18 protein-coding genes are annotated in these 14003 nt (G+C 62.9%); 5 read left to right on the top strand and 13 right to left on the bottom strand.

The features are described from left to right. Positions 1-338: 338 nt before the first annotated feature. Positions 339-770, top strand: a complete 432-nt coding sequence (locus IC614_RS07665) for an ExbD/TolR family protein (RefSeq protein ID WP_200970768.1) — start codon at positions 339-341, stop codon at positions 768-770. Positions 771-828: 58 nt separating this feature from the next. Here the strand turns inward: IC614_RS07665 and IC614_RS07660 are convergent, their stop codons facing one another. The 6 genes from IC614_RS07660 to IC614_RS07635 form a co-directional block, all read right to left on the bottom strand. After that, entirely contained in the window at positions 829-1326 is a 498-nt protein-coding gene (locus tag IC614_RS07660; protein WP_200970767.1) for a hypothetical protein, read from the bottom strand. 107 nt (positions 1327-1433) lie between these two features. After that, the gene (locus IC614_RS07655) at positions 1434-1628 is read right to left on the bottom strand and encodes a hypothetical protein (RefSeq protein ID WP_200970766.1); all 195 of its coding nucleotides are present in this window, start codon (positions 1626-1628) and stop codon (positions 1434-1436) included. A gap of 32 nt (positions 1629-1660) precedes the next feature. Continuing rightward, positions 1661-1894 (bottom strand): response regulator transcription factor, encoded by a 234-nt coding sequence (locus tag IC614_RS07650; RefSeq protein WP_200970765.1) that lies wholly within the window; start codon positions 1892-1894, stop codon positions 1661-1663. Then, positions 1891-2163: a hypothetical protein gene (locus IC614_RS12275; protein WP_207791100.1), complete on the bottom strand. Its 273-nt coding sequence runs from the start codon at positions 2161-2163 to the stop codon at positions 1891-1893. Before IC614_RS12275 ends, IC614_RS07650 begins: the two co-directional genes overlap by 4 nt. A gap of 189 nt (positions 2164-2352) precedes the next feature. Next, positions 2353-2745 carry a hypothetical protein gene (locus IC614_RS07640; protein ID WP_200970763.1) on the bottom strand — a complete coding sequence of 131 codons (393 nt, stop codon included), beginning with the start codon at positions 2743-2745 and terminating at the stop codon, positions 2353-2355. Positions 2746-2901: 156 nt separating this feature from the next. Then, positions 2902-3393, bottom strand: a complete 492-nt coding sequence (locus IC614_RS07635; RefSeq protein WP_200970762.1) for a nuclear transport factor 2 family protein — start codon at positions 3391-3393, stop codon at positions 2902-2904. A 307-nt stretch (positions 3394-3700) separates the two neighbouring features. On the opposite strand from IC614_RS07635, the gene IC614_RS07630 reads away from it, so the two are divergent. Then, a complete protein-coding gene (locus IC614_RS07630) occupies positions 3701-4102 on the top strand; it encodes a hypothetical protein (RefSeq protein ID WP_200970761.1) in 402 nt (133 codons plus the stop codon). A gap of 121 nt (positions 4103-4223) precedes the next feature. On the opposite strand, the gene IC614_RS07625 is transcribed toward IC614_RS07630, so the two are convergent. The 5 genes from IC614_RS07625 to IC614_RS07600 form a co-directional block, all read right to left on the bottom strand. Next, entirely contained in the window at positions 4224-4442 is a 219-nt protein-coding gene (locus IC614_RS07625; protein ID WP_200970760.1) for a hypothetical protein, read from the bottom strand. An 8-nt stretch (positions 4443-4450) separates the two neighbouring features. Continuing rightward, positions 4451-5752: an AAA family ATPase gene (locus tag IC614_RS07620; RefSeq protein ID WP_200970759.1), complete on the bottom strand. Its 1302-nt coding sequence runs from the start codon at positions 5750-5752 to the stop codon at positions 4451-4453. Between the two features lie 5 nt (positions 5753-5757). Next, on the bottom strand, positions 5758-6804 hold the full coding sequence (locus IC614_RS07615) for a ribonucleotide-diphosphate reductase subunit beta (protein ID WP_200970758.1): 1047 nt from the start codon (positions 6802-6804) through the stop codon (positions 5758-5760). A gap of 5 nt (positions 6805-6809) precedes the next feature. Continuing rightward, on the bottom strand, positions 6810-7373 hold the full coding sequence (locus IC614_RS12435; protein WP_318963716.1) for an endonuclease domain-containing protein: 564 nt from the start codon (positions 7371-7373) through the stop codon (positions 6810-6812). Between the two features lie 289 nt (positions 7374-7662). Next, positions 7663-7929 carry a hypothetical protein gene (locus IC614_RS07600; protein ID WP_200970756.1) on the bottom strand — a complete coding sequence of 89 codons (267 nt, stop codon included), beginning with the start codon at positions 7927-7929 and terminating at the stop codon, positions 7663-7665. A 187-nt stretch (positions 7930-8116) separates the two neighbouring features. Here IC614_RS07600 and IC614_RS07595 point away from each other — a divergent pair, with 187 nt between their 5' ends. Further along, a complete protein-coding gene (locus tag IC614_RS07595) occupies positions 8117-8368 on the top strand; it encodes a DUF2171 domain-containing protein (RefSeq protein WP_200970755.1) in 252 nt (83 codons plus the stop codon). A 348-nt stretch (positions 8369-8716) separates the two neighbouring features. On the opposite strand, the gene IC614_RS07590 is transcribed toward IC614_RS07595, so the two are convergent. Next, on the bottom strand, positions 8717-10615 hold the full coding sequence (locus IC614_RS07590; RefSeq protein WP_200970754.1) for a ribonucleoside-diphosphate reductase subunit alpha: 1899 nt from the start codon (positions 10613-10615) through the stop codon (positions 8717-8719). Positions 10616-11063: 448 nt separating this feature from the next. On the opposite strand from IC614_RS07590, the gene IC614_RS07585 reads away from it, so the two are divergent. Then, on the top strand, positions 11064-11444 hold the full coding sequence (locus IC614_RS07585) for a hypothetical protein (protein ID WP_200970753.1): 381 nt from the start codon (positions 11064-11066) through the stop codon (positions 11442-11444). Positions 11445-11484: 40 nt separating this feature from the next. Here IC614_RS07585 and IC614_RS07580 read toward each other — a convergent pair whose 3' ends face one another. Continuing rightward, positions 11485-12183 (bottom strand): hypothetical protein, encoded by a 699-nt coding sequence (locus IC614_RS07580; protein WP_200970752.1) that lies wholly within the window; start codon positions 12181-12183, stop codon positions 11485-11487. Positions 12184-12372: 189 nt separating this feature from the next. Here IC614_RS07580 and IC614_RS07575 point away from each other — a divergent pair, with 189 nt between their 5' ends. Continuing rightward, positions 12373-13890 carry a fumarate hydratase gene (locus tag IC614_RS07575; RefSeq protein ID WP_200970751.1) on the top strand — a complete coding sequence of 506 codons (1518 nt, stop codon included), beginning with the start codon at positions 12373-12375 and terminating at the stop codon, positions 13888-13890. The last annotated feature ends 113 nt before the right edge of the window (positions 13891-14003 follow it).

Raw genomic sequence — 14003 nt, 5'->3', positions numbered from 1 at the left:
CGGCATCCGGCTCACCCCCTATCGACGCCCATGGGCGTTTGCGTTCGACGCAATGCGCGGTGCGTGAATATTTTCCTGCCACCGCTTCGGTCCATTATGGACCAGACTTCCGGGGCAGAGGCAATAGCCTAACGCACCCGAAACGATCGTCCAGTGCAACTGTCCCTGCTTTGGACAGGTCTCTCCTGCATCCGCCTGAGTTGTGGACGCCGCCACCGTCGGCGCGACGGGCTCGTGCACCCATGCCCGCATTGTGCCCCAAGGCAATGGCTATCAGGAAATAGTTTTGAAGCGATGTGGTATGTGTTACGTTGTCACATACCATAGAGGAGAGCGCCATGCGGAATTATCGCCCCGTCCCCGTCTTCAACGCCGGTCACGCCGCGCCGATCAAGGATCTCAACACCACGCCTTTGATCGACGTGATGCTGGTGCTGCTCATCATGTTCATCGTCACCATCCCGATCGGCACGCACAAGGTGGCGGTGGACTTGCCGCAGGGTCCGCCGCCGCCAGTCGCGGCCGATCCCGTCATTCACTGGCTGTCGTTGATGGCGGACGGCGGCCTGACCTGGGACGGCGCGGCGATCCCGGAAAGCGCCCTTCCGGCCCGCCTCGCCGCAGCGAAGGCCGATGCCGCCGCGCAGCTCCACCTCCGCGCCGACGGCGCCGCGCGCTATGAGGATTACGACCGCGTGCTTGCCGCGATCAAAAGCGCGGGGATCGAACGGCTGGGGCTGGTGGGGAATGAAGCATTTGCCGGCTTCTAACGGATCGGGGCGCCGCCGCATGGTGCGGGGCGCCCCTTCTTTCATCCGATGCCGGCTTTTAGCGGCGGCTGGCGGAAGCGTTGGCGTTGACCCCCGCCGACGCGTCCAGTTGCGTGCGGCTGAGGTTGGTGACCAGCCTGTTCACCCGCCCCGTCGCATTGCGGTAGAGCGAGGCGAGGGGGACGCGATAGCTGCGATTGCCCTGAACGACGACCGCGGTGTCGCCGCTGACCGACTGGACCGTGCCGATGCGGCGGCCGCGGGAATCGCGCACCTCAAGCCCCGTGCGCACATCGGCGCGGCTGGCGACCGTCAGGTTGCGGGTGAGCGCATTGGTGGTGCGATTGAGCGTGCCGTTCACCGTTCCGTCGACGCGGTTGACGGTGTTGCCGAGCGTGCCCTGCACCCCGTTCACGGCGGCGCCGGAATTGACGCCTGCATTGGCGCCGACCCCGGCATTGGCGCCCACGGAGCCGCCAAGGCCGCCCAGCTGGGCGGCGGCGGGCGTCGCGGCGAGCGCGGCGGAAAGAAGAAAGAGACTGATAGACTTACGCATGGAAACTCCCGATGCTGTTGCACATCGGGGGTTTAAAACCGCCCGGAACGCCCCTTGTTGCATGAACCGGAAACTACATTCCGTTCATCGGGGGTTTAGCCGCCCGCTCAGGCCAGTTCGGAGCGGCGCGCCTCTCCGCACAAGGCGCGCAGCTGGCGGTTGATCGCGGCGCCCGCAAGGTGCGCCTCGACCTGATCGTGCCGCTCCTGCTTCAGGCGGGCGCGGATATCGGCGACGGACGCGCATTCGCCCGAGCGGGCCAGCGCGAACGCCCGTTCGAGCGTCGTGGGGGAGGATGTCATGGAGCCTATATAGGGACGCGGCGCCCGAAAACCTAATCCGCCGGCCCATCGAGCGCGCCGCATTGAAAGGCGAGCAGGATCATGTGCGAGCTGTTCTTCGCGCCCAGCTTGATCTTCAAATTGGCGATGTGGGACTCGACCGTGCGGGGCGCCGCGCCGATCAGGAGCGCGACCTGCTTGGACGACCAGCCCTTCGAAACATGGCCGAGCACCTCGCGCTCCCGGTTGGTCATATAGGGCATGGGGAAAGCGGGAAAGGCCGTCATGCGCCGGTCCCATCGACGGCCGCGCGGCCTTCGATCCTGTCCATATCCATGGCGAGACCGGTCCAGATCGCGGCGGAACGTTCGTATTTTTCGCGCCCGGGGCCGGACGGAAGCGCCTCCGCCTTGTCGAGACTGAGCGTGGCCATGGCCCGGCATTCGCACGCCGTCTCCCGCCTCTCCCCGCCACGGCTGGCGGATGGCCGGATACGCCCCTGGTGCCCGGCACCGGCGATCGCATGGGGAACGAGCGAAGGGTATGAGGGGTGCATCGGCGGTCTCCATGCGCTCGAAAGCCGCCGGTGAGGATCACCTGCAAAATGCCGCCAAGTCATTGCGATTATGGCCGAACGAGCCGGGTATGAGTTCGTTGCATAAGACTTTGAGTTCGCGGTCGCGTCTCCCGATTGCGGCCTTGCGGCCGAAAGGGGGGAAATGAACGCCCCCCCCCGCGCGAAACTCTAGACCGCGACCCGGGCCAGACGCTGGGCGATATAAGCCGCGAGGGGCGGCAGGAGGATGCCCGCCGCCCACATCCAGGCCGGGTGCGGGATCATCAGCATGGTGGCGACCCCGCTCACCGCGACGAGAATTGCGACGATCCAGCCCGCGAGCGCGCGCCCCGCGATCCGGCACGCAACCCAGGCGCCGGCCAACGCGCCGACGAACCAGCCAGCCACCACCGCGACCTTCGCCCCCGTCGGGATCTTGTCCATCATGCCCGCCAGCTGCGCCGGATCGGAGACATCGATTCCGGCCGGCAAGGGAAAGAGGCTGTGGCTGACAGCTTCCAGCCCGAAAATGCAAAGAAATGCGATGATTACGCCCGCAACAACCGCGCCGGCAATCTTCATGCCCCCCTCCCTTCGTAATGGAAGATGCTTGAGCATAGCAGAACGGCGTCCGTTGGACAAAAACAGACCGGCGACGGTGATTTCGGCTCTTCCTTGGCTCGGCCGTTCCCCTGAAAATGGGAAGCGTTAACTCCGGCGCGTCTCCACGTGCGGCGCCTATTCGGCCTTGCGGTGGGCGTAGCTCAGCACGCGGGAGAGGCGCCAGCCGTCGGGCGAAAGCACCCAGAGCTGGGTGAAGCGGGCGCGGCCGGCGAGGCGTTCGGGCCCGTCCCCCTGCCGTTCGTAGAAGAGATGCTCGCCATCCTCGATCGCGCCATATCCCGGCACCGGATCGACATGGAGGCTGGCGCGCACCAATTCCCGCCGCGATCGCCATGCGTCCGGCGCCTTCCGCGCCTCGCACTGCTTTTCATAGTTGGCGACGAGGGCCGCGCCGGACCGGGCGACGACCCCGCCCCGGTCATGATAGAATTCGAGATCGCCGGCGACCATCGTGGCGAGCCGCGCCGGATCGCACCCGCTAAAGAACAAAGCGAAGAATTCATCGTCCCGCGCCGCGATCGCCTGGGTCAGCGCCGCGCCTTCGGGGATTTGCACGGGCGCCGGTTGCGCATCCGCCAGCGCTGCGGCGAGAAGAATGGCGAACATGGGCGCTCTCCTTGTGTATTATGTGTATAATACAGGAAATGCCCGCGAGCGCAAAGGGGGATGACACGTTCCGGCGGGGCCGGATCGCCCCGCCCTTTACCCAATCGCCGCTTTACATCCGCCGGGCGGGAGATTATCGGCGCGCTCCCGAAACGAATGAGGTCGACGATGTTTAGAATTCATCTCGCGCCTCCGCCCTCACTGAAAGGGGCGGACGCCCCACGCTGACCGCCGGCGCCTAAGCGCGGCCGTCACTTCCCATTTCTGAAAAGCGATCCGCCGGGCGCGTCCCGGCGCGAGGGTCATCATGTATATCCGTTTCATCACGCCGTGGTGGCAGGTCCGCCGCGGGGTCCATTATGGCCTGTTCGGGCCAGCCTATGACTGCGCGCGGGACATGGATGTGCCCGAAGTGCTGCGCGCGGCCTTGTGGGAAGAGATCGGCTGGTTCAACGCCAACCTGCCGGTGCCGCGCCGGGGCTGCTTCCTCGTCAAGTCGCGGAAGCGCTGGCGGTCGGACGGCATCTGCTGGTTCGTGGACGATGCCCGCGAGATGATTGCGCACGCCTTCGTAATGGCGTGGCTGCTCCGCGAATGCGGCGTGCCGGTCACGAAGGTCGCGACCCACCGCCCCGGCCAGATCCTCTATCGCGACGATTACCAGATCGTCGCGAAGCCGGAGGCGGCGACCCCGACCACCTGGCATTGACAGCAGGGCGGCGCAGCCCGCCGCCCTGCTCTTTCACCTGGTGTCATTGGACGCCAGCCACTCTCTACTAAGTGGCAAGAACTCAGGCTGGTACTTTCGTCAGTCCTCGATCAACGTTGACTTAAACTCCTCGAACCTCGCGGCGAATTATGCTCTTGAGGCAATCAACGTAGTTTTCCAGGATCCATTTCTTATCTGCGCCATGAATGAGAGGTATCCCATCCTTGATAGTCACAGATACTCCACCCTCGTGGGTGGCCACAGAAGCTAGCAGGTAAAGCGCCACCATCTCATCCGAAACTTCGCTAGGTTTGACGCTATTCACGCTCACATCTGCCATATCACCTCCTATGCCTTAGCCAGAGAACCAATCTGTGAAGCGCCCGCTAAAGGTCCGGGCAGGTCTACATCCAGATCGACGCCAGCCTCTACCGCTCTAAGTCTCACGTAGCTTCTGACTACATTTTCACGAAACTCGTACCATCCATTCTCATTCGTTCTTAATATTTCCCCGTGAGATTCTTTAGTTAGCTTAAGAATTCTCTTATAAAATTGGTCCTTGGTCAGCATGCTTTCTGGGGTGTTTGCGTGGATTATATTCCTATAATATTTATCGTAAATCTCGTCCCATTTCTTCGGGAAAACCGTTACAGCGCTGACTGCCCATAGTATTTCGTGATAATCTTCATTGGCATATTTCTTTGTTGCCGTGTCATAGCAATCTCGCAACATCGGTTCCGCATCTTCAACTGCCTGTTGAACAGACTTTTCGAAAATTTCGGGGGTCGCGACGTCAGCTTGCGGCTGTTCCGCGTACATGTTCCACAACAAACAATCGCCGATTAGATGCATAAAATAAGGATAGCCGTCAGCGATCCGGCCCGCGCGAATCTTAAGCTCTCTATCTATAGTAATACCGAAAGTGATTTCGGCCTGATCGAAAATCTGCCAGAGAGCGTCATGCGGGAGAGGGCCCAATTCGACTGGAGCCATATACCTGCCAGCAGAAAAGTGCTGGCCAATTAAACTTTCGATATCCCTCGATATGCCACAAAAAATGAATTTGATTGGAAGATCCTGATCCGAAATTTGCTTTATGAATTCCGCAAATGACTTCTTCTGAGCAGGATCTTCTATCCTATCAAACTCATCTATAATTACTATAGGCTTATTTGAGTGCTTCAGTGCAATATACTTCAATATAGCAATTGCTCTGTTGATGTTAGTTATGGGTGGAATAGAGCCACTCTCTATCTGCTGGGCAAGTTCAATGTTCATGCCCTTGACCCCGATATTGATACCCCGAGTACTTGTGACCTTATTTATTAAATTTTCGGTGGGCAGACAGGCTATAGCTACGTCTTCCATAATCTGTCGGAAAGTACTGGTGGCCTCGCAGCTTACAATCGCAGGATCGTTATCTGAGCTTTGATGTATGATAGCCGCGGTCTTCGCGAGTGACGTTTTCCCAACACCCCGCTCTCCATAAATGAACACCTGCTTGCCATCGCTAGCGAATGCGCGAGAGATTTGGTCCAATTGTTTGGATCGACCAAATAGATGTTCAGGGCTGGTGATTGCCTTCGAGGGAAAAAATACAGCTCGTTTAGCTTCTACGAATGCTTCTTGTCCGAGAAGACGTAGCGACATCTGTCTTACTCCGCAGCCGCCTGTCCGAACATGTCGACGCCCGCATCGCCTTCCTCGGCCACATCGTTGGCCTTGGCGGCTTTCCGGCGGTCGAAATTGTCCCACACCTCGGTCCAATTGCCCTTGGTCGCGGCCTTGGAATATTCGGTGGCGCGGGTTTCGAAGAAGTTGGCGTGCTCGACGCCATTGAGGAGCGGCGCGAGCCAGGGGAGCGGGTGCTCCTCGATCATGTAGATGGGCTTGAGGCCCAATTGCCCCAGGCGCCAATCGGCGATGTAGCGGACGTAGCGCTTGATGTCCTTTGGCGTCATGCCAGGGACGGGGCCCATTTCGAAGACGAGATCGATGAACGCATCCTCGATCCGCACCGTCTTCTGGCACATGTCCATGATGTCGTCCTTCACCTGCGGGGTGAAGCAATTCCGTTCCTTCACGAAGGTGTGGAACAGGCGGATGATGCCTTCGCAGTGGAGCGTCTCGTCGCGGACCGACCAGCTGACGATCTGGCCCATGCCCTTCATCTTGTTGAAGCGCGGGAAGTTCATCAGCATCGCGAAGGAAGCGAAGAGCTGCAACCCCTCGGTGAAGCCGCCGAACATGGCGAGCGTCTTGGCGATATCCTCGTCCGTGTCGACGCCGAAGGTCGAGAGGTAATCGTGCTTGTCCTTCATCTCCTTATACTGGAGGAAGGCCGAATATTCGGTTTCCGGCATGCCGATCGTGTCGAGCAGGTGGCTGTAGGCCGCGATGTGCACCGTCTCCATGTTGGAGAAGGCGGTCAGCATCATCTTCACTTCCGTGGGCTTGAACACGCGGCCGTATTTTTCGTGGTAGCAATCCTGCACTTCCACGTCGGCCTGGGTGAAGAAGCGGAAGATCTGGGTGAGCAGGTTGCGCTCATGATCGGTCAATTTCTGCGCCCAATCGCGGCAATCCTCGCCGAGCGGCACTTCCTCGGGCAGCCAGTGGAGCTGCTGCTGACGCTTCCAATATTCGAACGCCCAGGGATATTCGAACGGCTTATACTGTTTCGAGGCTTGAAGAAGGGACATGGGCGTTACTCCTTGAACCCCTCTCCCTGCGGGAGAGGGAGGGGCCCGCGCACAGCGCGGGAGGGTGAGGGTGAATATGGGGACGAAGAGGTAATATTTCCTCCCTCCCCCTTGTGGGGAGGGACGGGGTGGGGGTGCGGACCGGAGGTCCGCGCGCGACTTTGTCGCGCACCCCTCATCCGGCCCTGCGGGCCACCTTCTCCCACAGGGGGAGAAGGGAGGTGATTGGCGATTGTTTCGAGGACTCCCGGCAAATTTACCAGGACTTCATTATTCCAGAAGCGAAGGACGGAATAACCTTCCGCCATCAGGAAAGCAGTGCGAGCGGTATCATAGCCCGCCGCTTCAGCATGCTGGCCGCCATCCACCTCGACGATGAGCTTCGCGCCGTGCGAGGCAAAGTCGGCGAAATAGGGCCCAACCGGCACCTGGCGGCGAAAGCGCACGTGCGAAAATGCGTGACGTAGCCCACTCCAAAGCGCCCGCTCTGCATCGGTCGCGTCGCGGCGAAGCCCACGGGCGCGCGCCACAGTTTCGGTAGGCAGATGGGGCGAAAGACGAAGCGCCATCATCCCCTCACCCTCCGCGTCTTATACACGACCTTGCTCTTCCGCGCGCCGACGCCGAAGACGACGATGCCGAGGAAATAGCCGAAATCGTACCAGCCGCCATTGTTCGGCACCGCATAGACCGCGACGTCCTGGAAGAAGAGCGAGACGATCCAGGCGACCGGGAAGATGAAGCCGTGCCAGAGGCCAAGGAGGAAGCCCGGCGCGTCGGCGGCGACCGCCTCGCTTGTCTGGCGCGCGGCGCAGGCGGAAAGGGCGAGGCCCGCAAAGGCTGCGGTCGCGGCGGCCCTTACGGCCCCTGCGTGCCGGTCAAGAGGCCGTAGACGGTCGTGAAGAAGAAGAGGATCGCGCCGAACGCCATCACCATCACGCCCGAGATGATGAGGGCGTAATGGGCGGGGTCCGCGTCCGCGCCCTTCGCGCGCGGCCGGGGCGGCGGGGTGCCGCGCCACTTCGCCCAGGCGCCGCGCACCAGCCGCTGCCGGAACGCCAGATGAAAGCCGAGGACGAACAGGATCAGGGCGAGCAGGTCCACGATGATGACATGCGTCCACATGGCCTTCCAGCCTTCCCTTTTCCGTCACTCCGGACTTGATCCGGAGTCTATGAACACCGTCTTTTCCGGAAAGGTCCGTGTTCATGGATGCCGGATCAAGTCCGGCATGACGCAGAGAAGCGAGAATGGCTTGGCACCCTTCCGCGTTCGGCGCGTTCCCCCTCTCGCAACCAGCAGGAGAATCTTCATGGTCGATGTCAGCCAGATCAGGGAACATGCGCAAGTGGTCGGCGCGGACGGAGTGACGGTCGGCACCGTCGACAAGGTTGAGGGCGATCGCATCAAGCTCACCAAGGACAGCGCCGGGCAGGGTTCCCACGAGGGGCACCATCATTTCATCGCGACCGGCCTCGTCGCAGCCGTCGAGGGCGACACGGTGCGCCTGTCCGCCAATGCCGACGTCGCGGTGAATATCTTCGAGGAGGAGGGGGGCGACTGACGCCGCGCCGCCCATAGCCGCATCCGCCCGCGCGGCGCGGATGTCGGAAGCGGCATTGGCGGTTTTCGTCCTCATCTCTCGTCCTTCATTCCTATCCGGGGAAGCGGCGCGCGGTCCCGTGTCCAGGCCGCTAGGCGCCGCTTCCCCGTAGGCGCCCGTGTCCCGCAAGGAGGCCGGACACGGGCAGGTTCCCCCCGCTCGGGGAACCAATCATCCTTTAGCCTCTCTCCCCTCGCGGGAGAGAGGTTGGAGAGAGGGGGCTTTCAACGGCTTGATGCCACTGAGGAGGTTTTGTCGCTGCGCGACCCCTCTCCCTAGCCCTCTCCCGCAAGGGGAGAGGGGATTTCATCACTGACACGCCAGGCACTCGTCATAATCGGTGGTCGCCGCGAGCTGGATTTCCTTCAGCTCCGGCGTGTTGTCCGCCTCGACGCCGCCCGCGAAGCCGGCGCGCTGCACCGACTTGGAACGGAGATAGTAAAGCGACTTGATGCCGAGTTCCCAGGCGCGGAAGTGGAGCATCAAGAGATCCCATTTGTCGACATCGGCCGGGATGAACAGGTTCAGCGACTGGGCCTGGTCGATATAGGGCGTGCGGTCGGCGGCGAGCTCGATCAGCCAGCGCTGGTCGATCTCGAAGCTGGTCTTGAACGTGTCCTTTTCCTCCTGGGTGAGGAAGTCGAGATGCTGGACGCTGCCGCCCTGCTCGAGGATCGAATTCCACACGGCGTCCGAATTCTTCGCTTTCTCGATCAGCAATTTCTCCAGGTGCGGGTTGCGGATCGAGAAGCTGCCCGACAGCGTCTTGTGGGTGTAGACGTTGCCCGGGATCGGCTCGATGCAGGCGGAGGTGCCGCCGCAGATGATGCTGATCGACGCGGTCGGCGCGATCGCCATCTTGCAGGAAAAGCGCTCCATCACGCCCATGTCGGCGGCGTCGGGGCAGGGGCCGCGCTCCTTGGCGAGCATCATCGAGGCTTCCTGGGCCTGGGCCGCGATATGCTTGAAGATGCGCATGTTCCACGATTTCGCCATCGCGCCTTCGAACGGCAGGCCGCGCGCCTGGAGGAAGGAATGGAAACCCATCACGCCGAGGCCCACCGAGCGTTCGCGGCTGGCGCTGTATTTGGCACGCGCCATCTCGTCCGGCGCGCGGTCGATATAATCCTGCAGCACATTGTCGAGGAAGCGCATGACGTCCTCGATGAACATCTTGTCGCCGTTCCACTCGTCCCAGGTTTCGAGATTGAGCGAAGAGAGGCAGCACACCGCCGTGCGGTCCTGGCCAAGATGGTCGCGGCCCGTCGGCAGCGTGATTTCCGAGCAGAGGTTCGATGTCGAGACCTTGAGGCCCAAGTCGCGATGATGCTTCGGCATCGCCTTGTTCACATGGTCGGCGAAGACGATATAGGGCTCGCCGGTCGCGAGGCGGGTTTCGACGAGCTTCTGGAAGAGCGCCCGGGCGTCGACACGCCCACGCACCGATCCGTCCTTCGGGCTCTTCAACTCCCACTCCGCGCCGTCGCGCACCGCTTCCATGAAGGCGTCGGTGACGAGCACGCCATGGTGGAGGTTCAAGGCCTTGCGGTTGAAGTCGCCGGAGGGTTTGCGGATCTCAAGGAACTCCTCGATCTCCGGATGGCTGATGTCGAGATAGACGGCGGCCGAACCGCGGCGCAGCGACCCCTGGCTGATCGCCAGCGTCAGGCTGTCCATCACCCGGACGAAGGGGATGATGCCGCTGGTCTTGCCGTTGAGGCCGACCGGCTCGCCGATGCCGCGGACATTGCCCCAATAAGTGCCGATGCCGCCGCCTCTGCTGGCGAGCCAGACATTCTCGTTCCAGATTTCGGTGATCGCCTGCAGGCTGTCGTCGACGCTGTTCAGATAGCAGGAAATAGGCAGGCCGCGCCCGGTGCCGCCGTTCGAAAGGACCGGCGTCGCGGGCATGAACCACAATTTCGAGATATAGTCGTAAAGCCGCTGGGCGTGATCCTGATCGTCGGCATAGGCGCAAGCGACGCGCGCGAAGAGATCCTGATAATTTTCACCGGGAAGGAGATAGCGGTCGCGGAGCGTGTCCTTGCCGAATTCGGTGAGGAGCGCGTCGCGGCTCTCGTCGGTCACGACATCGAAGGCGCGCGCGGCGACCGATTTGGAATCGACCTTGGCCTTCTCCTTTTTCGGCGCCTCAACGGTCACGGCCACGTCGCCCGACTCCACTTCGCTGCTGCCTAGAAGGTCCATCGTTTCATCCCCTTGTTTCGTTCCGTTATGGACTCGGACTTGGATCCAAGCCTTAGCGCCTTTTGGAGGGGGCCGGGGGCGCTATTTCCGCTTGTCCCCGATATCCACAGGGCACGAAGCGGCCTTTCGCGCCAATATGATGGCGCGCTGCCCCTTTCACAATGTCTAGCGTGCCCCCTATGGCGACGCCACAACCTATAGTGCCTGATCCGGATTGAGACGCAAGAAATAAATCGGTTTTAACCATATCATTTCGTCGCATTGGCGGATTTGCGCGGCTTCTTTCGGGAACGGGACGAAATCGTCCGCCACGCCCCGAACCAGGGCGCGGCGCGGCCCTTCCGGGAACGGGTTCGAGAGACGGCTCGCGGCCCGCTTCTCATCCTTCGCGGAACCCGCGCGGCAGCGGACTCGTTTGCTCAGGCAAGCAGTATCTGGAGTGAAAACAATGTCCCGTATCCCCAATAAGGCGATGAAGCACGCCACCAGCAACGAGGAGTCTCACATGAGCCAGCAGGAGGGCCGCATGGACCAGGAGGGAGGCCAGATGGGCCAGGAAGAGGGCGGCTCGTGGCGCCGGTCCTTCGCGCAAATGTCGCAGCAAATGTCGGATGGCGCGACCCGCGTCGCGGACAAGGCGCGCGAACGTCCAGTCGCCGCGCTCGCGGTCGGCGGCGCGGTGCTCGGCGCGGTCGCCGCGGCGGCCGTTCCCCTGTTCCGCTGGAGCCGCGACGGCGAGACGGCCGGGCGGTCCGGAAAATCCGCCAAGGCCGCTTCGGCCAGGAAATCGAGCGACGGCGCCAAGGCGCGCGGCAAGAAAAAGCAATGATCGATGGGAAGGGCGCACACCGCGCCCTTCCTGCCTCATCCTAAGAAATCGAGATCCACGTCGCGACGGCCGCTGCGGCCAGGCGTCCATCCGCCCGGTGGATGGCGGTGCCCGCGCGATGCTTGCGCCCGTCATGGGCGATGGCCCAGCCGGTGACGATCAAGGGTTCGCCGGTCTCCGGCGCATCCCGGACGACCGCGCCGATCCGGCCGAGCACGGCGCGGCCCGCCAGTGCCTCTACCGCGAAATAACCCGGGCAATCGAGCGCCGCCCACAGGAAGGGAATGGCGACGCGCCCCGCGCCGTCGCCAAGGTCCGCGGCGGGCGTCCAGGCGGCCGCCACCCGCTCACCCCCGTCCCGTATGCGGCCCGCAAAGAGCCGCAGCCCATCGCCGCAAGCCCGGTCCGGGCCGCAGACGAAGCAGCCGGGAAAGATATGCCGGTCAAAACCGGTAAAGCCCGCTTCCGCCGCTTCGGCTTCGGCCAGGCCCGGCGGCGGCGGGACGTCGACATGGACGGCCATGCGGGTGGCGACGGCCACCGGAACGGACTCGTGCAGCAAAGCGGCATCGTCGCCCGCTATGTCGATGCGCAGATCGGTATCGAGCGGCGGCGGGCTGCGCAGGGTGACGACGCCGCCGCTGCCGCCGAGCGCGGCGGCGAGGCGGCCCGCGACATAGCCGCCATTGCCGCTGTCAGGCGGTCCCCGGAAGCGGCGGTCGATGCGGATGATGGACATGATCCCCTGCCTCCCACGGATCGGCGCGGCGCACAATGCGCATGCGCCCTTCGCTTGCCGGAACGGCCCGGCGGCGCGTCGTTACGTTTCACTATCGCCGCCTGGATCGAACCCGTGCAATAATACTCTCCCGCTTCCGCTCGTCGGGCGCTAGAAGCGCGGCGATTGCCAGCAGCAGGATTTGTCACCTTGACCACCATCATCTGGGAAGCGGACCTCATCGAGAGCGTTGCCGATGCGCTTCAGTACATTTCTTATTATCACCCGATGGATTATATCCGGGCGCTGGGCGCGGCTTATGAGGCGGAGGAATCGCCCGCCGCGAAGGACGCCATCGCGCAGATCCTGACCAACAGCCGCATGTGCGCGGAAGGGCACCGGCCGATCTGCCAGGATACCGGCATCGTCACCGTCTTCGTGAAATGGGGGCAGGATTGCCGGCTCGACAGCGCCCTCAGCCTGCAACAGGTGGTGGATGAGGGCGTGCGCCGCGCCTATCGCAACCCGGAAAACCCGCTCCGCGCCTCGATCCTCGCCGACCCCGCGTTCGGGCGGGTGAATACGAAGGACAATACGCCGTCCGTCCTGCACGTGGAGATGGTGCCGGGGAACAGGGTGGACGTTACCGTCGCGGCGAAGGGCGGCGGCTCTGAAAACAAGTCCAAGTTCAAGATGCTGAACCCGTCCGACTCCATCGTCGACTGGGTGCTGGAAATGGTGCCGCAGATGGGCGCGGGCTGGTGCCCGCCCGGAATGCTCGGCATCGGCATTGGCGGCACGGCGGAGAAAGCGATGCTGCTCGCCAAGGAAAGCCTGATGGGCGCGATCGACATGGCGCAGTTGAAGGCGCGCGGGCCCCAGAACAGACTTGAGGAATTGCGGATCGAATTGTTCGACAAGGTGAATGCGCTCGGCATCGGCGCGCAGGGGCTGGGCGGCCTCGCGACGATCCTCGACGTGAAGATCCTCGACTGGCCGACGCACGCCGCTTCGAAGCCGATCGCGATGATCCCGAACTGCGCGGCGACCCGTCATGCGCATTTCGTGCTGGATGGTTCCGGCCCGGCCTATCTCGAAACGCCGAAGCTGGAGGACTGGCCCGACGTCAACTGGACGCCGTCCAAGGAAGCCAAGCGCGTCAATCTCGACGCACTGACGCCGGAGGTGGTGCAGAGCTGGAAGCATGGCGACCGCCTGCTCCTCAGCGGCAAGATGCTCACCGGCCGCGACGCCGCGCACAAGCGCATCAAGGACATGCTCGACCGCGGCGAGGAGCTGCCGGTCGAATTCAAGGGCCGCGTCATTTATTATGTCGGGCCGGTCGACCCGGTCGGCGAGGAAGTGGTCGGCCCGGCCGGCCCCACCACCGCGACCCGCATGGACAAGTTCACGCGCATGATGCTGGAACAGGGCCTGCTCGCCATGGTCGGCAAGGCCGAGCGCGGCCCCATGGCCATCGACGCCATCCGCGACCACAAGTCCGCCTACCTGATGGCCGTCGGCGGCGCCGCCTATCTCGTCGCCCGCGCGATCAAGGGATCGAAGGTCGTCGGCTTCGAGGATTTGGGCATGGAGGCGATCTACGAATTCGAGGTCGCGGACATGCCGGTGACGGTCGCGGTGGATAGCGAGGGGCAGAGCGTCCACCATCTCGCCCCGCTGGTGTGGCGGGAAAAGATCGCGAAGAAGGCGCTGGAGCGGGCGTAAAGATCGAGGCTTCTACGGGACCAGATTCCGGCCTTCGCCGGAATGACGGGGCAGGGGTTTGTCTTACGTCATCCCGGCGAAGGCCGGGGTCTCGGGACGAAGAAGGGGTAAGG

The organism is Sphingosinicella flava (assembly GCF_016025255.1).
Lineage (GTDB): Bacteria > Pseudomonadota > Alphaproteobacteria > Sphingomonadales > Sphingomonadaceae > Allosphingosinicella > Allosphingosinicella flava.
Note: the sequence above shows the minus strand (reverse complement) of the source record. Positions and strands in the feature narration are given on the sequence as shown.